This window comes from Acetobacter estunensis, assembly GCF_011516945.1.
In the GTDB taxonomy this organism is placed as follows: Bacteria; Pseudomonadota; Alphaproteobacteria; order Acetobacterales; family Acetobacteraceae; genus Acetobacter; species Acetobacter estunensis.
Map to the genome: position 1 here is coordinate 41,457 of NZ_WOTH01000009.1, position 20,582 is coordinate 62,038.

A 20,582-nucleotide genomic window follows, 5' to 3' on the forward strand; every position below is an offset into this window, starting at 1 on the left:
CGACCGGCATGACCGACGATGGTTATTCCGCCGAAGCTGAACCTCCACACTCACCGCGCACCCGCGACCGGCTCGCCATGGCGGCCTGCCTGTCCGGGATTCTGATCGCCATCGGCGCCTTTACCGCCCGGATGGACACCCTTCCGGCTCATCCTTTTTCCCTCCACGCGGATGATCCTTCGCTCCCGGCCATGCTGGAGGCCGTCGGCATAACCGGCCTACGGATCGTCGGGTGCCTGATCCTTGCATTTGGCTTCTCGCTCGGCAGCCTTGCCCTCACCACAGGCAGCACTTTCCGCCGTCATACCGCACTTCGTGCGCTCGACATGCTTAGCTTTGTGCCGGTTTGCGGGCTTGCGGCCCTAGGCGTTCCGCTTGTCTTTGGGCCGTCCCTCCTGCCTTTCGATGCACGGATGGCGGGCGAACTGCTCATCGATGGCGTAGGCGCCGCAGCCCTCGCCTTTCCCGTGGCCTCCGCCGTGCTGCGCGCACGCGATACGCTGCCGATTCCTCTCATGATGGTCACACAGGGATTCAGGCTGCGCGCGTGGCCTTCATTCTGGCGGCTTCATGTTCCTTTCGTCATGCCGGCCCTTGCACACGCCACCGTCCGCGCCATGCCACAGACATGGACCGGACTTGTACTGGCGGAAATGGTGGTGGAGTTTCATGCGCTCCCGGTGGCACAGGGACTGGGCGCACAGGCCGCCGCCGCGATGGAGCATGAGGACATCGCACGTCTGAGCGTCCTCATTGGCCTGACAGCCGTGCTTGTGGGGCTGATCGACCACCTGTTGATCCGGCCTTTCCGTCGCTGGTCTGGCCGTTTCGAGGAACATGGCCGCAGCACCGAAGCGGGCCTTATACGCCTCCTCAAGCGCCTTGCTCCAACCCGTCTCCTTCTCGAAGGGCTGACACACCTTATGGAAGCCGCTGGCACCCTGCCGCTGGGCGCACGTCCGGTGGCGCACAAGCTAAGCCTTTCCCGCAACCTGCCCGTGCTGGAATCGGTGCCGTGGATAGCGGGGCTGTGCGGATTGGCCCTTGCGCTGTTCATTGGCCCGTCTTTTCACGTGCTGAAAACGATTGGCGTCATCCTCACAGCGTGCCTTGCAAGTGTAGTGGCCCTTGTAGCGTTGCTCGCCCTGAACTCGCTGGTCTGGCTGCCTCTCTCTTTCTGGCTGGCGGGCCGGTCGAAAAAAATCGCGACGCCTCTTCTGGCCGCTGCGCGCTTTCTTATCCTTTTTCCTGTCTTTCTGCTGTTTCCTCCCATCATGACGGCCGCAGGCCCATTCTCCGGTCTTGTCCCGTTCCTGTTCTTCGGCTTTCCATCGATCCTGCTTCTCCGCCTGAGCGAGAGCGCACGCCTGTTTCCCCGTTCTTTTCTCGATGTCATGCGGGTTTATCGTATCCCCTCCCGCCTGAGATGGATGCGGATCATCCTGCCGGGTCTTCGCCCGGCATGGATCGTGGGATGCCGTCGGGCCTCCTTCTGGATGTGGAACGCCTCCATCGCAGCGGCCGTGACGGTGTGGGGCGAGCGCACGTTTGACGGAGGCTTCGGGATCGGCAGTCAGGTCGCCACGGCGCTAAGGGACGAAGACCCGCTTGCCGGAACCTGCGCTCTGGCCGCCATCACCTTTCTTGCCGTGCTGTGCGATGAAGGATTACGCCGCACACCGGGACCGGGCTTGGCATTCCAGCCCGATGAAGACACCAGCCAGCGTACACAGGCGTCTGTGAACGACCTGCCGCCAGCCGCTCTCTGAAAGGCCTCACTTCGCGTGTTGCACCTGCTCCTCAAAGGGGGCATGGTCCGCCCGTCTTTTCAAACCTTGGGGGAGCACCATGGAGGGCAAGCCGTCACGCCGCGAGATCATCCTGCATGATGAGGCGGATTTCGCCGGATTGCGGGCCGCAGGCAAGCTGGCCGCCGAAACACTGGACATGATCACCGATCATGTCCGCATCGGTGTCACGACCGAGGAACTCAACACCCTCATCCACGACTTCACGCTGAAAAACGGCGCCACGCCAGCCACGCTGAATTACCGCGGCTATCCCAAATCGTGCTGCATCTCCATCAACCATGTGGTCTGTCACGGCATTCCGGGCGACCGCAAACTCGTGGACGGCGACATCCTCAATATCGATGTCACATCCATCCTCGATGGCTGGTACGGCGACAGCAGCCGGATGTACACGGTCGGCAAAACGCCCATCAAGGCACAGAAGCTGGTCGATGTGACTTATGACGCCACGATGGCCGGCATTGCCGCCGTGCGTCCCGGCGCAACGCTGGGCGATATCGGTTACGCCATCCAGACACTGGCGGAAAAGAACCGCTTCGGCGTGGTGCGGGATTTCTGCGGACACGGCATCGGGCGCACCTTTCACGCGGCTCCCAACGTGCTGCATTACGGTCGTCCGGGCGAAGGGCTGAAGCTGGAAGCCGGGATGGTCTTCACCATCGAGCCGATGCTCAATATCGGCAAGCCGGATGTGAAAATCCTCGATGATGGCTGGACAGCCGTCACCCGCGACCGCACGCTCTCGGCCCAGTTCGAGCACATGATCGGTGTGACGAAAGACGGCTGCGAAATCTTCACCCTCTCCCCGAAAGGCTACACCCGACCGCCTTACAAGGATTGATGTCATGAGCCTGCCCGTCCCCGCCTTCCCCACAAATCGTCCGCTTCTGCGAGTAGTGGCTTCATGGCTGGGCATCGGGGTTTTGGTTTGCGCCTCCGTGACCACCGGTTACGCGGCGCAGGCTCCGGTGGCAGGCGCGCCCGATCCTCTCGCTTATGAGGCTACACGCACGACGACATCGACAGTCGGCCCGGCATATGGTGCGCATGGAATGGTCGTGTCCGCGCAACATCTTGCCTCGGAAGTGGGCGCACGCATCCTTGCCAGCGGAGGCAACGCCGCCGACGCCGCTGTGGCCATGGGATATGCACTGGCCGTGGTCTATCCGGCGGCAGGCAATATCGGCGGCGGCGGCTTCATGGTTCTGCGGCCACCGCATGAAGATCCCCTCTTCATCAATTTCCGCGAGCGTGCACCACTTGCCGCCACACCCACCATGTTTCAGGACGCACAAGGCCATGTCCGATCCGGTGAATCCGTGCTGGGCTGGAAAGCGGTGGCGGTTCCGGGAACAGTGGCCGGACTGGACTATGTTCACGCACGATGGGGAAAACTCTCACGTCAGAAAGTGATGGAACCCGCCATCCGCCTTGCCCGCGAAGGTTTCCGTCTGGAAGAAGGCGACGTCGCACTGCTGCGGACAGCGGATACCGAGTTCAAAGCCGATCCGGTGCTGCGCCCTATTTTCACCCGACCGAACGGCGCCTCTCTTGAAGTGGGCGACCGGCTTGTGCAGCGTGATCTGGCCCATTCGCTGACCCTCATAGCCCGCCAAGGCCCGGATGCCTTTTATCGTGGCGAGATTTCCCGACGCATCGTGGAGGCCAGCACACGGAACGACGGTCTGCTGAGTGCCGCCGATTTTTCCAGCTACCGCCCCACTGTTTCAGCCCCCCTGACCTGCTCTTACCGGGGCTATCGCATCGACACCGCACCACCACCCAGCGGAGGCGGCATCGCCCTGTGCGAGATGCTGGACATTCTCTCGGGCTATGACCTGAAGGGCGAAGGTCTGCACAGTGCCATTGCCCTGCATCAGGAAATCGAGGCGATGCGTCACGCCTATTCCGACCGACGCGACTTGGGGGATCCAGCATTTGTGGCCAACCCCATCGCGCATCTGCTCGACGCGAACTACGCGGCGCAGGTCCGCAAGGCCATTCCCGTTGAACGGGCTATCGATTCATCCATGCTGACAGCAGGTGTGGCCGCGCCCGGCGCAGATGAGACCACCGCCGCTTCCGATCACGAGAAAAAAGAAACGACCCAGTTCTCGGTGATGGACCAGACCGGCTTTGCCATCTCCACCACCTACACACTCAACGGCTGGTTCGGCGCCCGCGTGATGGCGCCGGGCACCGGCATCCTGCTCAATGACGAGATGGACGATTTCTCAGTCAAACCCGGCAGTCCGAACATGTTCGGCATCGTCGGCAGCACGGCCAACGCCATAGCGCCACGCAAGACGCCCCTCTCCTCCATGACGCCCACGCTCCTCTCTCACGACGGCCATACGGTCATGGTGATCGGCAGTCCCGGTGGTTCACGCATCCCCACCATTGTCCTGTCGGTTGTGTCAGGCGTGATCGATTACGGTCTGGACATCCAGCAGGCCATCGACCTGCCGCGCCTTCATGAACAGTGGATGCCTTCCATCGTGGAAATCGAACGTGGCGCGGTGAGCGCCAGTGTTGCGCGGACACTCGCTGATGAAGGCTACACTCTTACGGAACATGCGCCTTGGGGTATTCCTGAGGGCATTGTCACCGAAGAACTGATGCCGCATGTCGGGGGCGTGAAAAACGGGCTGTATGGAGGAGTGGATCGGCGGCATCCGGGTGGTGCCGCTGTGGGAGAGTGAAGCCGGAGAGATTTACAGTGCGACCGCTTTTGGGGAAGTAGAATGTCGGCTGTCAGGCATGATGGAAATAAACCCGACATGACTGAGAGACAGATTCCCCATTCGTAAACGCGTTACGTCCCGCGCTTGATCCGGACCTATGAGACAGGATTTTTAATTATCGTCCAGTCCCGCCCGCTCCGTTTTCCAGATGTCCCAGTATAGGAAGACAAGGAAAGGGACTGGCCACAGGAACGGAAAGCTGCCGTGCAGGGCCAGACCCATGGTGGCCGCCATCACGCCCGCCAGAAAAGCAACCCAGGACAACAGCGGCAGAAAAATGCTTCCCGCCAGAGGACGAGCGATCCTGCCCACCGCAATCCATGACGCCATCCATTCCGCAATCCCCGATGCAGCTTTCAGCAGGTTTGTCGTCACGACGATCGTGGGCATGGGTGTGCCGGAGAACTTCGCGATCGTCTCGCCCTGCACGGCCAGAAGGGCTGGAAGCACGAGAAATTCGCCCCAGTAACGCAGGGATGATCCATGAACGGCCTGCGCCAGAACCATAAAGATCGTCATGACCATGACCCCGTAAGCCGGCGACCATAACAGTCGCATCAGGCCGGACAGGATGGCGGCAAGGAAAAATATGCCCAGCACACCGACCAGAAGCAGACCGTGCTGCCAGTTTCCGCTGATAAACAATGCACCCATATGCGTGGTATTGCCCGTCATACCGCCGGCAAAAATGCCGCCCAGATCAACGAAACTCAGGGCATCGACATAGCCTGCGACAAGCCCGAGAATGAGAACCCGCCTAGCGGAAATCGAGACAGGAAGAAGGAAGGACGGCATTATTGCGGCTGGGATACGGATGACGGATAGAGCCTGCGAGCGACCCGTTCCATCGTCAGTCCCTGCACGATGATGGTGAACACCACCACGCCGTAACAGACGGGTAGCAACAGGTCGCGCAGGTCTCCGGGCGGCAGGCCAAGCGCCAGAGAAACCGAGATGCCGCCACGCAGCCCGCCCCATGTCAGGATGCCGAGGACACGCCCCCGCTCCCATTGCCGGAGATGAACCGGCAGGGTGGAAAACAGCACGCTCAATGCCCGCACGGCAATGGACAGCGGGATCACGGCAAGCGTCGCCAGCACTGTAAACAGATGCGGCGTGATCTCCAGTATTTCAAAGCCGATGAGCATGAACAGCAACACGTTCAGCACCTCGTCAATCAGGGTCCAGGCAATGTCGAGTTCCTTGCGGGACACTGCATCGAAAACGGAATGGCTATAACTTGTTCCGAAGCAGAGACCGGCCACGACGACGGCAATTGCGCCGGACATGCCAAGGTGGTTGGCAATGCTGAATGTTCCGGTCGCCAGAGCCAGCGAGGTCAGCAGATCGATATGCGTATCCCGCTGCCCTTTGAGCACACGAAGCGCGATCCATCCGGTTACGGCCCCAAGAAGACCACCACCGAGCGCTTCGCGGCAGAAGTTCATGGCAATCTCAGAAGCACCCACCCCCTGACTGTCTCCTGTCGCCAGCCCGATCGTTACACCGAAAATGACAACCCCCACCCCATCATTGAACAGACTCTCTCCCGCGAAAACAGCCTGAAGCGGTCCCGGTAGTCCCAGACGTTTCAGCATTCCCACGACCGAAACCGGATCTGTTGGTGCAAGAATGGCGCCAAGCACAATGCACCATGCAAACGGAACAGCATGGCCCAGAAGAGGGAAAAAGCCCCAAGCTGCGACCGCTAGAAAGGCCACGGCCAGAACGGTTCCCAGAATGGAGAGGGCGGTCACGGACATCAGCTTTGCGCGTAGATGGCCGACATCCACCTGCATGGCCCCGGCAAACAGAAGCAGCGACAGGGCGCCGTTCAGAAGTGCCGCCGGCAGATTGATGGCGCCGAGCACGGATCGCGGGAGAGCCTGAAGATCATAGGCCGGAATCAGCGGATTCAGAATCATGACCAGCAGCGAAGTCAGCAATGAGACGATCAAAACACCAATCGTGACAGGAAGACGCAACGTATGGTGGTTAAGAATGCTAAAACCTGCTGAAAGGGTCAGAAGCAGAGCAAGGAGGCTGATTGTATCCATGGCCTCACCGCTGGCCGCTCTGGCTCCTTACGTCAAGGAAAACTGAGGGCGATAACTGCCCCCTCGCCTCCCTAATCTTAAAACAAAAAAGTCCGGAGCATTTCTCCGGACTTTTGTCGCAACCACCACTCAGGCAGACAGAGCCGCCGCCACCTCTTCAGGGAGGTCGAAGTTGGCATACACATTCTGCACGTCGTCATTGTCTTCGAGCACATCGAGCAACTTGAGCACCGTGCGCCCCTTGTCCTCATCCAGCGCCACCGTGTTCTCGGGGCGCCAGTCCAGCTTGGCGCTCTCGGGTTCACCGAATTTGGTCTCAAGCGCATCGCGCACAGCGAAGAAGGATTCCACCTCGCACGTCACTTCGTGGCTTTCTGCGGTGGACACCACATTGTCCGCACCGGCTTCGATGGCCGCTTCCAGCATCTCGTCTTCGGTTGCAACACTCGCCGGATAGGTAATGACGCCAAGGCGCTGGAACATGAAGGAGACGGAGTTGGTCTCGCCCAATGAACCGCTGTATTTCGAAAACGCCGCGCGCACCTCAGCCGCAGTGCGGTTACGGTTGTCCGTCAGCGCTTCCACGATCACGGCCACGCCTGCCGGGCCATATCCCTCGTAGCGCACTTCCACGTAGTCATCGCCGCCGCCCGCTCCCGTGGCCTTCTTGATAGCGCGCTCAACCGTGTCCTTGGGCATGTTGACTTCGCGGGCTGCGGAAATGGCCGCACGCAGGCGAGGATTGGTGGCCGGGTCAGGCAGACCGGAACGGGCCGCAACCGTAATCTCGCGAATGACCTTGGCGAACTGCTTCGCACGCTTGGCGTCCTGCGCGCCCTTGCGGTGCATGATGTTCTTGAATTGTGAATGGCCGGCCATAGGGCCCTCCCCATCTGATGATCTTCGTATTTTCAGAAAAAGCAGGCGGACGCGCCGCTCCACGGACCGCACCCCCACGCCGTACAACAGCACGGGCAAGCAGCGCTCACCTTGGGAACGGACGCGCCTCAGCGCCCCGGAGGGTGTCCCGACCGGTGGCCGGACCCAAAATGCTCAGACGGCACGGCCATGACAGTGCTTGTATTTCCGACCCGAGCCACACGGACACGGCCCATTACGGGGAGTCTCGCCCCAGGTGGACGGATCTTCCGGCAGAATAGCGCCGGCCCCGACGGGTTCAGCCGCAACACTCGCCGGTGTCTGATTGTAATGTGCCGGCTCGGAAGTATAGCCCTCCACCTGCGGATCAGGATGGAACTCACCGATCCCTTCAAGCGGACTGGGTTCCACGGGGGGAGCCACCTCGACACGCGCCAGAAATGTCACCACACGCTCGCGCATCTCATTGAGCATGAAGGTGAAAAGCTGGAACGCCTCGTGCTTGTACTCGTTCAGCGGATCTTTCTGGCCATAAGCCCGCAGGCCGATGCCCTGACGAAGCTGATCGAGAGCATGCAGATGCTCTTTCCACACGGAATCGAAGGTGGTCAGCAGAATCTGCTTTTCGATATAGCGCATGATGTCGGGGCCGAAATTGGCCGTCCGTACCGCCTGCGCCTGCGCTGCGGCATCTTCGATACGGGCCGCCACCTGCTCCCGGTCCATGCCGTCTTCCGCGGCCCATGCCTCGATCGGAAGATCGAGATTGAGAACCCGCTGAACCTCGGCCTTCAGTTCGGTCGTCTGCCACTGCTCGGCAAACGCCTTTTCGGGAATAAAGCGGTCCACCAGCGAGTCGATGACATCCGCCCGTGCTTCGGCCACGATGGAGGACACATCATCGAGCATCATGAACTCACGGCGCTGGGCATACACCTCTTTGCGCTGGTCGTTCATGACATCGTCGTATTTGAGCGTGTTCTTGCGCATGTCGAAGTTTCGGGCTTCGACCTTTTTCTGCGCGCGCTCCAACGCCTTGTTCAGCCACGGATGAACGATCGCCTCACCGTCCTGCATGCCCATCTTCTGGAGCATGCCGGTCATTCGGTCGGAGCCGAAAATCCGCATCAGATCGTCCTGAAGCGACACAAAGAAACGCGAATTGCCCGGATCGCCCTGACGCCCCGCACGCCCACGCAACTGATTATCGATGCGGCGACTTTCATGCCGTTCCGTACCAATGACGTAGAGGCCACCGGCCTTTTTCACAATCGCCTGATTGCGCGCCACTTCATCGCGGATGGCCTGCTCGGCCGCATCGCGCTCGGTAGGATCGGTGATATGCGCCAGTTCCTGCTGGATGCGCATTTCCACGTTGCCACCGAGTTTGATGTCGGTGCCACGACCCGCCATGTTGGTCGCGATCGTGATCGCCCCGGGCGCACCTGCCTGCGCTACAATGGTCGCTTCCATTTCATGAAAACGCGCGTTGAGCACATTGTGGGGAATGCCACGCTGCTTGAGCATCGCTGAGAGCGCTTCGCTCTTTTCAACGGATGTCGTGCCGACAAGGATGGGCTGCCCCCCCTTGTGCACCTCTTCCACCAACTTCCCTACCGCTGCGAATTTCTGCTGCTCGTCGAGATAGATCTCGTCATCCGTGTCCTTGCGGGCCACGGGCAGATTGGTGGGGATTTCCACCACGTCGAGCTTGTAGATCTCGGCAAATTCATCGGCTTCCGTCATGGCGGTGCCGGTCATGCCCGAGAGCTTGGGATAAAGACGGAAATAGTTCTGGAAGGTGATGGAAGCCAGCGTCTGGTTTTCCTGCTGGACCTCGACATGTTCCTTGGCTTCCAGCGCCTGATGCAGGCCGTCCGAATACCGGCGACCTTCCATCATGCGGCCGGTGAACTCATCGATGATGATGACCTTGCCATCCCGCACGATGTAATCGACATCCCGCGCAAACAGCGAATGAGCACGCAGCGACTGCTGGACATGGTGCACGACCGCAACATTGTGCACGTCGTACAGGCCGCCTTCCTGCAACACACCGGCGGCATGAAGAAGCTCCTCGACCTTTTCCGAACCGGCTTCTGTGAGAATGACCGTGCGGAGCTTCTCGTCCTTTTCGAATGTGGCCGGATCGCGCACCAGTTCCGCCACCACGGCATCCACGCTGCGATAAAGATCGGAGCTGTCCTCGGCAGGACCGGAAATGATGAGCGGCGTGCGCGCCTCATCGATGAGGATCGAGTCCACCTCGTCCACGATGGCATGATTGAAGGGCCGCTGGACCATGTCTTCCAGCCGGTACTTCATGTTGTCGCGCAGATAATCGAAACCGAATTCGTTGTTCGTGCCGTAGGTGATGTCACAGGCATAGGCTGCGCGGCGTGCGTCATCGGGCAGATTGGGCACGATCACGCCCGTCGTCAGACCGAGAAAGCTGTAAAGCCTGCTCATCTCATCGGCATCGCGGCGGGCGAGGTAGTCGTTTACGGTGACGACATGCACGCCCTTGCCAGTCAGCGCGTTGAGATAGACCGCAAGCGTGGCGACGAGCGTTTTGCCTTCACCGGTCCGCATTTCGGCAATCTTGCCAGCATGCAGCACCATGCCGCCGATAAGCTGCACATCGAAGTGACGCATGCCCAGCACGCGCTTCGAGGCCTCGCGACATACGGCGAATGCTTCGGGCAGAAGCTGATCGAGCGTCTCACCCTTGGCCAGCCGCTCCCGGAACTCGACCGTCTTGTGTGCAAGAGCCGCGTCATCCAGAGCCGCTATCTGCGGCTCCAGCGCATTAACTTCCGGGACACGACGCTGGAACCGCTTGAGAGAGCGGTCATTGGAAGTGCCAAACAGTGCGCGGGCGAGCGAGGCGAACATGAAGACCTTTCCGGAACGGCATGCGGTCCACATCCGCCTCTCCGCCACCGGACAGCCGGGGCACGAGGAAACGGGCGGGAACCGCTCGCATTGCGGCAATGAGATAAGGCCCGCACCGGCACGGGTCAACCAAGGGCTGACGTGAGGCATGCCTCACGTTCCGTCATCAAACGGTCATGGCCGCTGCCGTCCGGCCTGCCCTTGCGGGGGGCGGATGGGTCAGCCATGATGCAGCCCTTCTGTCCACACAGGGTATTTTTCGCATGCGTTTTTCCAGCTCGGGTTCGGTCCTCGCGGCAGCAGCCCTGCTTGCCTCCACACTTCTGACGTCCACCGGCGCTCTTGCCGCGGACGCTCCGAAGACGACGCCCGCAGTCGGTGCAACGGCCGCAGCACAGGGCGGACCTGACGGCGGCGCTCCCCAGACCGATCCGAACGCGCTGGTGGCCACGGTCAACGGCGAGAAGATTACACTGGGCGACATCCGCAAGGCCGCCACCAACATGCCGCCGCAGCTCCGCCAGTTGCCGCCGAACGTGATCTTCCCGATGCTGGTCAACCAGGCGGTTGACCAGAAAGCCATCCAGATCGCGGCACGCAAGGACAATCTCCAGAACGATCCGGAGACCAAGGCCGCCATGGAAACCGCCGCCAACACGGCGCTCCAGAACTCGTGGCTGTCCAAGCAGGTCATGCCGCAGCTGACCGATGCGGCGGTTCATGACTATTACGTGAAAAATTACGCCAACAAGCCGGCGGAGAAGGAAGTCCACGCCCGCCATATCCTCGTGAAGACCGAGGCCGAAGCCAACGACATCATCAAGCAGCTCAAGGGCGGTGCGGACTTCGGCACGCTGGCCGCGAAGCTCTCCACCGATAAGGGCAGCGCCCAGAACAACGGCGGCGATCTGGGCTGGTTCAAGAAGGGTGACATGGTTCCGGCCTTCTCGGATGCCGCGTTCGCCATGAAGCCGGGCACCTACAGCCAGACACCCGTGAAGAGCCAGTTCGGCTATCACGTCATTCAGGTGCTGGAAGACCGCACAGTGCCGGTCCCCAAGGAAGACGAGGTGAAGGACAAGATCCGCCAGAAGCTCGTGCAGGAAGACGTGCGGACGGCGGTGGAGAAAGCCACATCTGGCGTCAAGATCGTGCGCTACGGTCCTGACGGCAAGGTGGTGCCCGACAACGCGCAGCCTGCCATCGCGGGCACGCCGAAAAAGAACTGACGCCAGCAGAGGCGGCGGCTGTAGCCTCCCCGCCTGTCTTTGGCTAGGATCGGAAAGGGGATGCCTCGTGGCGTCCCCTTTCTTCGTTTTCCGCCCAGTCCAAGGTGCGTCGTCCATGGCCCAACCGCTGCCCGTCTCCCCCCTCGCCTCTCCGCTGCCAGACCTCGGCACCGTGCCCGGCGTGCGCCTTGGCGCGGTTGCGGCGGGTATCCGCTACAAGGGACGCACCGACCTTGTGGTGGCCGAGTTCGATGCGGGCACCACGGTTGCAGGCGTCTTCACACAGTCCAAATGCCCCGGCGCCCCGGTGGACTGGTGCCGCGCCGCTCTCAAGGGCGGTGTCGCGCGCGCCCTGGTGGTCAATGCGGGCAACGCAAATGTTTTCACCGGACGCGCGGGGATTGCGACGTGCGAAAAAACAGCCGAAGTCGAAGCGCATCTTGCTGGGTGCGTGCCTTCTGAGGTGTTTCTTGCCTCCACCGGTGTGATCGGAGAAGTGCTTCCCGCCGAACGCATCACCGCAGCCCTTCCCGCCCTGCATGCCGCGCTGACGGAAGACGGCTGGGAAGCCGCCGCACGTGGCATCATGACGACGGACACCTTCCCCAAGGCCGCCGTGCGCAAGACCGAAATCGGCGGAGTGCCCGTCACCATTCAGGGCATTGCCAAAGGCAGCGGCATGATCGCGCCCGATATGGCGACGATGCTCTCTTTTGTCGCCACGGATGCAAAGCTGCCGTCCGCCGTGCTTCAAAGCCTGCTGTCGAAAGGCGTCGTCACCAGCTTCAACGCCATCACCGTGGATTCCGATACCTCCACCTCCGACATGGTGCTGCTCTTCGCCACGGGGCGGGCGGACAATCCCGCTGTTGCCAGTGCCGATGACACCGCCCTTTCCGCTTTCCGCGCGGCCCTCGACAGTCTTCTGCTTGAACTTGCCCTGATGGTGGTGCGTGACGGCGAAGGCGCCAGCAAACAGATCCGCATCAACGTGACCGGCGCGGTGTCCGATACCTCTGCCCGTACGGTGGCCCGCGCCATCGCGGACTCCCCGCTGGTAAAGACAGCGGTGGCCGGAGAAGACGCAAACTGGGGCCGCGTGGTCATGGCGGTCGGGAAATGCGGGGAACCGGCCGATCGTGACCTTCTGACCGTGGCCATCGGCGGCGTCACCATCGCCCGCGAGGGAACGGTGGTGGAAGGCTATGACGAAACGCCAGTCGTGGCCCACATGAAGGGCCGTGAAATTGAGATCGATGTGGATCTGGGTCTTGGCGAAGGTCACGCGACGATGTGGAGTTGTGACCTGACCCACGGCTATATTGACATCAACGGATCCTACCGGAGCTGAGGCGCACTATGTCGGACAGGATTCCTCCCGGGTGGGGCAATGACAGCAACGCCTTTGTCCCACCTTCAGGCGACAGTCGCGTACTGGCCTATGGAGGCTTCTGGATCCGCACGGCTGCCGCCCTGCTTGATTCGTTCATTCTGAGCGTCACCAGCCTGCTCTCAGGCATTTTCACGCTGCCCACCGTTCACATCGAACACTGGCAGGGCGACACGCCCTCCTATCAAGTGGCCTATCGCAGCACGGACTTTATCGGACAGGGCTTTTCCTGGCCCATGCCGCAGTTCGAAGTGCACGATTACGGGCAGTATCTCCTGCTGTTCCAACTACTCTATTTCATTGTGCTGGAAGCCTCCCCCCTGCGCGGCACACTGGGCAAGCGGGTTCTGGGGTTGCGGGCGAGCGATATGGAAGGGCAGCGCATTTCCCTGCTGCGCTCGCTCATCCGTACGCTGGTCAAGACCTTCATCTCCTTTCCCATGCTGATGATCGGCGTGCTGATGGTGGCTTTCACGCCCCGCAAACAGGGCCTGCACGACATCGTGGCGGGCACCCTTGTCCTGCGTAGCGAACGTGTTGCCCGACTTGACGGACAGGGCTGACTCGCGTCCTTCTCATGCAACCCAGACGTGTCCTGTGCGTCCGGGTGCGAATGTGCAGCCTTACGCCGGGTGAGCTTGATCCCGGCGGGGAAACACTCTTACGCGACTGAGACTGATTTATTTGCTGGAGGTGAAAAGCGGTATGCTGTGGAGCAACGGGGAATACCTGTCACCATCGCAGGAAACGGGACGACGCCCACGGTGGTCCGCATCGGTCTTTCTCATTCTGGCATGGCTGCTTGCAGCGATCGGCGCGTGGCCATTTGCAAGCACCGCACACGCCGCTGACACGAAGGCTGCCGCCTCGTCCGCAAGCACGCTCACCCCTCAGGAAGCGCAGCAACTTCTTGGCGTTCTGAACGACCCGGCCAAACGTCAGCAGTTCACCCAGACCCTTTCCCTCATGGCGAAAGGCGTCCAGCAGACAGCGGCTCCTGCTTCCAAAACCGCCGCCGGTCAGCCTGCGGTTGTATCTCCCAACGCCGTGGCGCTTCACAGCGATCTGACGTCCGAGTTGTCCTCCGTGAAGGGCAACCTACGCGGTTATGTGGACAATTTCCTCGGTCTCTTCACGGATCTGCGGACAGTAGGCACCTGGTTCCGCTCCGAAGTCTCAACCCCTGCGACACGCGCGCTGCTTGTCGGAACATTCTGGCGGGCCGGACTGGTCATTCTCGTGGCCCTTGTCGTGGAGTGGGCCACGACTCTGGCCATGCGCAAGCCTCTGACCAATGTGAAGGCCAAGGCCGAGAGCCGGGAACGCGCACAGGAGAACATGGCGACATCCGCCCCCCCTTCGGCGGATGAAAAGGCTCTCGCAACAGACGAGAACAATCAGCAGGCTGACGCGAAAGCCGTCGCGGACGCCAAGGCCGAAGGGGCCGCCAAGGACGAGATCGAGGCTCTCCAGACCCGGGCTGGCGATCAACGGCGTCAGACCGAGACGCTGCGTTTCCTTGCCCGCGTGCCCTATGCCCTCATGCATCTGGGCCTCAAACTCCTGCCTATTGGCGTGTTCCTTGGTGTGGCCTTCGGTGGTTCAGCCATCGCGACCGACACCACACAGGCCGAAACCGTCACGGAAACTCTGGCCGCAGCCTATGCCGCCGCGCGCTTCCTGTTCGTTCTCGTCGAGTCCGCGCTTGCTCCGCGTTCGCCGATGATCCGTCTGGTGCCGGTGAGCGACTCTACCGCGCGGATGCTTATCCGCTGGTGGAACGTTCTTGTGGCCGCGCCGTCTCTCGTGGTGTGTCTGTCCGTTCTGGGCGGTGAGTTCGATCTGTCGGACCGCGGCACTCAGGCCATGATCCGCGCCGTCGTGCTGGTCGAGCACATCATGATAGCGGTTTTCATCTGGCGTCTGCGCCCGATCGTGAAACGCACGCTGGACCCCAAGCGACAGGAGGTCCAGAGCAGCTTCTGGTCCTTCGTGCTGATGATCGCCCAGATCTGGTGGATCCCGGCACTGTTCCTCGACGCTGCACTGTGGCTCGTCTGGGCGGCGCATCTGCGTGGCGGCTATGACTGGATTCTTCGGACAACGGTTCTCACAGTCGTCATCGTAACGGCTGCCCGCCTTCTGGCCGTTCTGGCCTATGGATGGCAGGACAAGCTGTTCCGTCTCGATCCCACGCTGGTGAAGAAGCATCCCGACATGCAGCAGCGCGCGGATCGCTACTACCCGTTCGTACGCGGCCTGCTGACCGCCATCATCGCGTTTGCGAGTTTCATCGCGCTGACGGAATCATGGGGCATCCACACAGTTCATTTCTTCTTCGCAAGTCAGCTCGGCACCCGCCTGCTGACGGCCGCCATCACCATGGTCGTGGCAGTCTCGGTGGCGGCGATCCTGTGGGAAGTGATCAACGCGCAACTGAACAATCAGCTCTCGCATTTCTCTGCTTCCGGCCAATCCGCGCGCGCCACGCGCCTGAAGACAGTTCTGCCCATCATTCGCACAGTGCTGCTCACCGTGATCATCATCATCGTGCTGGTGACGTCGCTGTCGCAGATCGGCATCAACGTGGCGCCGCTGCTCACAGGTGCGGGCATCATGGGTGCGGCCATCGCCTTCGGTTCGCAGAGCCTCGTGAAGGACTTCATCACGGGCTTCTTCATGCTCGTTGAAGATGCGATTCAGGTCGGAGACTGGGTAACGACGGGAGGCGTATCAGGCACGGTCGAACATCTTTCGATCCGCACCGTGCGGGTGCGCGCAATCAACGGCGACCTGCACATCATTCCCTTCTCGTCCGTGACGTCCATTGCCAACACCGGCCGTGACTTCAACCAGATCATCGTCAATCAGGTGGTGGATCTGTCCGAAGACACGTCGCGGGTGGCGAAGATCATGGCCGATGCGGTCGATGAGATGCGCAAGGAAGACGAATTCAAGACCATCATCTACTCGGGCTACAATGATCTCGGTGTGGACAAGAGCGATTCGAACGGCGCGGTCATGGTCGGCTCGATCCGCACGGCGGCGATGATGAAGTGGAAGGTGCAGCGCGAATTCTACCGGCGCATCGCCAACCGTTTCGCGAAGGCGGGCATCATGTTCTACACGCCCACCTCTTACACCGCATCCGCGCCGGGCACGTCCCTTGCCATTTCCGGTGGACTGAAGGTGCCGGCAACAGCGGGCCAACCCGCCAACGAGGACAAGCCAAAGGCTGCGGCGGACAATGCGGACGCGCCAAAATCGCCTTCCGGAGACAGCAAGCATGACGGTGCGTGAAGAAAAACAGGCCCAGCCTGAACTGGATCGGATAGAGGCCGCCACTCGGGAAAACCATTTCGCGCGTATTCCGGCGGTGGAGATGCGTCCCCTTCTGGAAGCGTTCGGCATGTCGGACTGGGAGGGATTCGCTGCCAGTTGGGAACGGCTTGGTGTGGATCTCTACATGGCCGATGGCGGTCGCTACCGGCGGCGGCGCTACGCCACATTCGCGTTGGCGGAAGACGCCATCATTCGCAAAAAGCACCAGCCGCATTATCAGAGCCGTGACTACAACGCGCTCAATGGCGGGATCGAACGCTGGTTCGAGCCTGTGGAACGTGAAATCGGCGCGCATCCAGTCATGCACGCCGTGCTCTCGCTCATCCGCAGACTGGCCACCGATCTGACACCCATCGCCAGACGTCCCGAAGCCTGGCACGCGGAGGTGCATCAGTTCCGGATCGAAGCGCGGGACAATGAAGCCGGACAGCCCACGCCGGAGGGACTGCACCGTGACGGTGTTGACTGGGTGCTTGTCCTGATGGTTCGTCGTGAAAACGTGGCGAGCGGTGAAACCACCATTCATGACCTTCAAGGCAATGAACTCGGCAGTTTCACACTGTCCTCACCGATGGACGCAGCGTTCGTGAACGACAATCAGGTCTTTCACGGCGTAACGCCCATCCAGCCGGTGCGCCCGGATGCTCCGGCTTTCCGTGACGTCATGGTGGTCACGCTCCGTCATCAGTAAAGGACGGGAACTGCGTGGCTCAGTAAGGCCACGCTCCTGAATAATGGGCCGCGTGCCAGCCAATCGCGACCAGCAGGCCGACAAACGCCATCGCACCCACCATCTGAAACAGTTCCCTGAACGCGGGACCGTCCATCCGGTCAGCATCGGGCACGCCCACCACCGCACGCGCAGCCGGGGCTGGCTGGGCCGCTACCGGCGCAGACGTCACGGTGTCTGCCCCTCCCTCCGTTCGCGGCTGGGTCGCAGCCTCCTGAACATGAGTCTGGTCATGCCCGTCATCGGACTGAGCGGTCGTGTGTTCATCCATTGCATTCTCCACATCGGGAACCATAGCACGGATATGGGGTGTGCCTGCCCTTTCAAACAGAGTTAACACGCCACGACTTAACCGAACGGTAATGGAGCCAGTGCGAGAAAGCGGTAATGGAGACCGTTATCTGTGCACCCTGCCCGCCGTCTTTTACAGCGTGACATGACCAGCCGCGACCAGCAGCGCAATGCGCGACACTGGCGCGGCTCACGTCTTTCTCTTCTCGTGTGCCTGCTGGGAATGGCAAAAACGGCCCATGCCCAAAGCATCGATTACAATTCATTCGAACAGCTTTTCGGCGAACCCGTGACCACCTCCGCTACGGGCAAGCCCCAGCGCGCGAGCGAATTGTCCACCGACACGCAGATCGTCACCAGCGAACAGATCGAACGCTCCGGCGCACAATCGATTCCCGAAGTGCTGCGCATGGTGGCGGGCGTAAATGTGCGGCGCTATTCCATGCTCGGCAGCAATGTGTCCATCCGGGGCAATGACGCCGCAGGCGGCTCCCGCACTCTGGTGCTGATCGATGGACGACAGGTCTATCTCGACGGCTATAATTACACCGACTGGGGCGGCCTGCCCGTGTCGCTGCGCGACATCCGGCAGATCGAGGTCATTCGCGGACCGAATTCGGCCGTTTATGGATTCGATGCATCGGGAGGCGTGATCAACATCGTCACCCGTGACCCACTGCATGAAAATCGCAGCTATGTGCATGTCGAAGGAGGAAGTCAGGAAGATTTCGGGGGCGAGTTTGTAGCGTCTCACAAATTTTCAGACGCCTTTGCCGCCAAACTGTCTCTCAACGGCGTCCGTTCCGACGAATATGCCGCACGCGGGCGCACGGACACCGTTCCGCGAACCTACGCCCTGAACGCCGCTCTTACCCTGCGCGGCCAGATTACCCCACGCACGGAATGGACTTTGACCGGAACCATCGACCGGGAGCAAAATCCCTTCTGGCTGGATTTAGGTACCTATGTGACCTCCAGTTCTCTTTCCAAAAGTCTGGAAGGGCGAATTGCTTCCGATACGTCATGGGGGCTTGTCGAATTTCGGGCCTACCAAAACTCGTTCAACAGCGACATCTCCAACACGATCGACGCGTTGAACATGAGTTTTCCCATCGCTTTCAGTTACAATCTGGAAACCACGGTGGCCCAGTTGTCCGACACCATTTCGCTGGACAGCCGCAATGACCTGAAGTTGGGTGTCGAGTACCGCTACACAACCCTCGACGACCAACATGCCGGCACGAAGCTGACGAGTGAATACGACATGCTCGCCGCCGGCTCGGCCACATGGGACTACCGGATACTGCCGCAACTCACCATGACGAACGCCGTACGACTGGACACTCTCTATGTGCCCTCTCTGCGCAGCTACACCGTGCCGGATCAGGCGGCCTCTCACGCTCACCACTACATCGAGCCGAGCTTTAATTCCCGCCTGCGCTACGATGCTGGCTCACTCGGAGTTTTTGGCGTCAATGCCGCACGGGGAATCCAGCTTCCCGCACTTTTTGACTTTTCACCTGACACCGCCTTCGGTCCGGCACTGGCGATCAACAATCCTTCACTGGTGCCTTCCACCACCATCAATGTCGGGATCAACTACTCGCATCCCATCGCAGCCATTGACGGTAGCCTGACGCTGGCCCTGTACGCGCAACGCACCACCAACATGCTGGGCACCCCTTTCGCCTCGAATTTCAGCTTCATTCCACCCACGACACTCACCATGGAGCCCCGCAATTACGGACGGGTGGACGATGCCGGCGGTGAAGCGCACCTGAACGGCAAGACGGATTTCGGATTAAGCTGGGACTTGGCCTACGCCATGACCGCTGTTCGCGATATGGACAAAGCGTCCATGATCAATTTTCAACGTCAGACCCCGGTCAACAGCGTCATCGGCGGTTTTTCGTGGAAGATCGGACCGGTGGAACTCAGCGCTCACGCGCGCTGGCAGTCGCATTATCAGGATGTGGCCGCCAATTTCAGCACCTTCCAACTCGACAACGTAAAGATTCATGACTTCGTGACCGTGGATGCCCGCGCTGCGTGGAAAATCGATAAACGATTCACCCTGTCCCTGAGTGGCGAACAACTCGGCTCTTCCGCCCTGAAAGAAACATCGGGCTTACGTATCCAACGTCGTCTCATCGGCGGATTGACCGCTCACTTCTGATCGCGCTCCTGTTGCCCGCATCTGCTTTGACAGAACCACGGGCACCTCGCAGGAGCACCAGATCATGGAACAACCCCTTCCCCTGCTTCTTGTTATCGGCAGCGTTAATATCGACATCACCGCACGCGGCGCGCACCTGCCGGCACCGGGCGAAACTGTGCACGCCCAGAGCTACACCATCGGACTTGGCGGCAAGGGAGCCAATCAGGCCGCCGCCGCTGCCCGACTGGGGAAAGGCGCGCATCATCGGGTGGTGCTTGCTGGACGCACGGGAGCAGATGACTTTGCCAAGCAGGCCCGCGATCATCTGGCCACTTTTCACATGGACCTCACAGCACTTGCGTCTGATCACCATCATCCGACAGGTCTTGCCCTGATCGGCGTGGATCAAGGCGGCGAGAACAGCATCACCGTGATTGGAGGCTCCAATATGGCGCTCGACCACACAGATGTGGATCGCCTCCAGCCCATGCTGGAACAGGCCCGCGTTGTGCTGCTCCAGTTGGAAATTCCTCTTGAGGTCGTGGAATACGCAGCAGGCTGCGCTCGTGCATCTGGCTGCAAAATCATTCTTGATCCCGCACCGGCCCCATCCCGGCCTCTCCCCTCGTCGCTTCTGTCTCTTGTCGACGTTCTCACGCCCAATGAAACGGAAACGCAGGCTCTCACAGGTCTTTATCCGCAGGATGAGGCGACCGCCGCACAGGCAGCACAAGAATTGATGCGGCAAGGCGCGCACGCCGTAACCATCAAAATGGGTGGACGGGGCGTGTGGTGGCAGACCCCCATGGCAGGAGGCTTCGTACCCGCCTTTGCTGTGTCCGCCATCGATACCGTCGCGGCTGGCGACTGCTTCAATGCGGGATTGGCTACGGGATTGATACAGGAACGCTCGTTACAGGACGCCACGCGCCTTGCCGCTGCCTGCGGGGCACTCGCTACCACAAAAGAGGGTGCCGCCGAGAGCGCGCCGGAATGGGAGGATGTTCTGAGATTGATAGAAAAAACGAATAACCAACATTCGACTTCCCTCTATCC

15 protein-coding genes and 1 pseudogene are annotated in these 20,582 nt (G+C 60.8%); 11 read left to right on the forward strand and 5 right to left on the reverse strand.

The window, feature by feature from the left end; all coding sequences use genetic code 11:
* The first annotated feature begins 8 nt into the window (after positions 1-8).
* The 3 genes from GOB87_RS16750 to ggt all read left to right on the forward strand — a co-directional run bounded on the left by GOB87_RS16750 (position 9) and on the right by ggt (position 4,513).
* On the forward strand, positions 9-1,769 hold the full coding sequence (locus GOB87_RS16750; protein ID WP_242006204.1) for an ABC transporter permease subunit: 1,761 nt from the start codon (positions 9-11) through the stop codon (positions 1,767-1,769).
* Between the two features lie 79 nt (positions 1,770-1,848).
* Complete coding sequence (gene map, locus GOB87_RS06315; RefSeq protein WP_166313921.1) at positions 1,849-2,652, forward strand: type I methionyl aminopeptidase; 804 nt, start codon at positions 1,849-1,851, stop codon at positions 2,650-2,652.
* Positions 2,653-2,662: 10 nt separating this feature from the next.
* On the forward strand, positions 2,663-4,513 hold the full coding sequence (gene ggt, locus GOB87_RS06320) for a gamma-glutamyltransferase (protein WP_373320652.1): 1,851 nt from the start codon (positions 2,663-2,665) through the stop codon (positions 4,511-4,513).
* A 153-nt stretch (positions 4,514-4,666) separates the two neighbouring features.
* Here the strand turns inward: ggt and GOB87_RS06325 are convergent, their stop codons facing one another.
* From GOB87_RS06325 to secA, 4 genes are all read right to left on the reverse strand, one after another.
* Complete coding sequence (locus GOB87_RS06325; protein WP_166313925.1) at positions 4,667-5,350, reverse strand: YoaK family protein; 684 nt, start codon at positions 5,348-5,350, stop codon at positions 4,667-4,669.
* Positions 5,350-6,612, reverse strand: coding sequence for a cation:proton antiporter (locus GOB87_RS06330; RefSeq protein ID WP_166313927.1), 1,263 nt, complete (start codon positions 6,610-6,612; stop codon positions 5,350-5,352). The genes GOB87_RS06325 and GOB87_RS06330 overlap by 1 nt, the downstream gene beginning before the upstream one ends.
* 129 nt (positions 6,613-6,741) lie before the next feature.
* Positions 6,742-7,491, reverse strand: a complete 750-nt coding sequence (locus tag GOB87_RS06335) for a YebC/PmpR family DNA-binding transcriptional regulator (protein WP_166313929.1) — start codon at positions 7,489-7,491, stop codon at positions 6,742-6,744.
* A gap of 174 nt (positions 7,492-7,665) precedes the next feature.
* A complete protein-coding gene (gene secA, locus GOB87_RS06340; protein ID WP_166313931.1) occupies positions 7,666-10,386 on the reverse strand; it encodes a preprotein translocase subunit SecA in 2,721 nt (906 codons plus the stop codon).
* Between secA and GOB87_RS06345 the strand changes: the two genes are divergently transcribed.
* The 6 genes from GOB87_RS06345 (at position 10,385) to GOB87_RS06370 (ending at position 17,038) form a co-directional block, all read left to right on the forward strand.
* The gene (locus GOB87_RS06345) at positions 10,385-10,531 is read left to right on the forward strand and encodes a hypothetical protein (RefSeq protein WP_166313933.1); all 147 of its coding nucleotides are present in this window, start codon (positions 10,385-10,387) and stop codon (positions 10,529-10,531) included. The two genes, secA and GOB87_RS06345, sit on opposite strands and share 2 nt — an antisense overlap.
* Before the next feature lie 118 nt (positions 10,532-10,649).
* Positions 10,650-11,615, forward strand: coding sequence for a peptidylprolyl isomerase (locus GOB87_RS06350; RefSeq protein WP_166314022.1), 966 nt, complete (start codon positions 10,650-10,652; stop codon positions 11,613-11,615).
* Between the two features lie 115 nt (positions 11,616-11,730).
* Positions 11,731-12,966: a bifunctional glutamate N-acetyltransferase/amino-acid acetyltransferase ArgJ gene (argJ, locus tag GOB87_RS06355; RefSeq protein WP_166313935.1), complete on the forward strand. Its 1,236-nt coding sequence runs from the start codon at positions 11,731-11,733 to the stop codon at positions 12,964-12,966.
* 8 nt (positions 12,967-12,974) lie between these two features.
* Entirely contained in the window at positions 12,975-13,568 is a 594-nt protein-coding gene (locus GOB87_RS06360; protein WP_166313937.1) for an RDD family protein, read from the forward strand.
* 142 nt (positions 13,569-13,710) lie between these two features.
* Positions 13,711-16,305 (forward strand): mechanosensitive ion channel family protein, encoded by a 2,595-nt coding sequence (locus GOB87_RS06365; RefSeq protein WP_166313939.1) that lies wholly within the window; start codon positions 13,711-13,713, stop codon positions 16,303-16,305.
* Positions 16,292-17,038 (forward strand): 2OG-Fe dioxygenase family protein, encoded by a 747-nt coding sequence (locus tag GOB87_RS06370; RefSeq protein WP_166313941.1) that lies wholly within the window; start codon positions 16,292-16,294, stop codon positions 17,036-17,038. The genes GOB87_RS06365 and GOB87_RS06370 overlap by 14 nt, the downstream gene beginning before the upstream one ends.
* A 19-nt stretch (positions 17,039-17,057) precedes the next feature.
* On the opposite strand, the gene GOB87_RS06375 is transcribed toward GOB87_RS06370, so the two are convergent.
* Complete coding sequence (locus GOB87_RS06375; RefSeq protein ID WP_166313857.1) at positions 17,058-17,348, reverse strand: hypothetical protein; 291 nt, start codon at positions 17,346-17,348, stop codon at positions 17,058-17,060.
* A gap of 165 nt (positions 17,349-17,513) precedes the next feature.
* On the opposite strand from GOB87_RS06375, the gene GOB87_RS06380 reads away from it, so the two are divergent.
* The gene (locus GOB87_RS06380) at positions 17,514-19,544 is read left to right on the forward strand and encodes a TonB-dependent receptor plug domain-containing protein (RefSeq protein ID WP_166313943.1); all 2,031 of its coding nucleotides are present in this window, start codon (positions 17,514-17,516) and stop codon (positions 19,542-19,544) included.
* A 64-nt stretch (positions 19,545-19,608) separates the two neighbouring features.
* Positions 19,609-20,508: pseudogene (locus GOB87_RS06385) on the forward strand (ribokinase); the annotation flags it as partial.
* Positions 20,509-20,582: the final 74 nt, after the last annotated feature.

Excerpts from the sequence above, each read along its gene's own strand:
- GOB87_RS06325 (WP_166313925.1), bottom strand. The coding sequence starts at position 5,350 with ATGCCGTCCTTCCTTCTTCCTGTCTCGATTTCCGCTAGGCGGGTTCTC.
- GOB87_RS06370 (WP_166313941.1), top strand. The coding sequence starts at position 16,292 with ATGACGGTGCGTGAAGAAAAACAGGCCCAGCCTGAACTGGATCGGATA.
- argJ (WP_166313935.1), top strand. The coding sequence starts at position 11,731 with ATGGCCCAACCGCTGCCCGTCTCCCCCCTCGCCTCTCCGCTGCCAGAC.
- GOB87_RS06350 (WP_166314022.1), top strand. The coding sequence starts at position 10,650 with ATGCGTTTTTCCAGCTCGGGTTCGGTCCTCGCGGCAGCAGCCCTGCTT.
- GOB87_RS06375 (WP_166313857.1), bottom strand. The coding sequence starts at position 17,348 with ATGGATGAACACACGACCGCTCAGTCCGATGACGGGCATGACCAGACT.
- GOB87_RS06330 (WP_166313927.1), bottom strand. The coding sequence starts at position 6,612 with ATGGATACAATCAGCCTCCTTGCTCTGCTTCTGACCCTTTCAGCAGGT.
- GOB87_RS06345 (WP_166313933.1), top strand. The coding sequence starts at position 10,385 with ATGAAGACCTTTCCGGAACGGCATGCGGTCCACATCCGCCTCTCCGCC.
- GOB87_RS16750 (WP_242006204.1), top strand. The coding sequence starts at position 9 with ATGACCGACGATGGTTATTCCGCCGAAGCTGAACCTCCACACTCACCG.
- GOB87_RS06335 (WP_166313929.1), bottom strand. The coding sequence starts at position 7,491 with ATGGCCGGCCATTCACAATTCAAGAACATCATGCACCGCAAGGGCGCG.
- secA (WP_166313931.1), bottom strand. The coding sequence starts at position 10,386 with ATGTTCGCCTCGCTCGCCCGCGCACTGTTTGGCACTTCCAATGACCGC.
- GOB87_RS06365 (WP_166313939.1), top strand. The coding sequence starts at position 13,711 with ATGCTGTGGAGCAACGGGGAATACCTGTCACCATCGCAGGAAACGGGA.
- GOB87_RS06360 (WP_166313937.1), top strand. The coding sequence starts at position 12,975 with ATGTCGGACAGGATTCCTCCCGGGTGGGGCAATGACAGCAACGCCTTT.
- GOB87_RS06380 (WP_166313943.1), top strand. The coding sequence starts at position 17,514 with ATGACCAGCCGCGACCAGCAGCGCAATGCGCGACACTGGCGCGGCTCA.
- map (WP_166313921.1), top strand. The coding sequence starts at position 1,849 with ATGGAGGGCAAGCCGTCACGCCGCGAGATCATCCTGCATGATGAGGCG.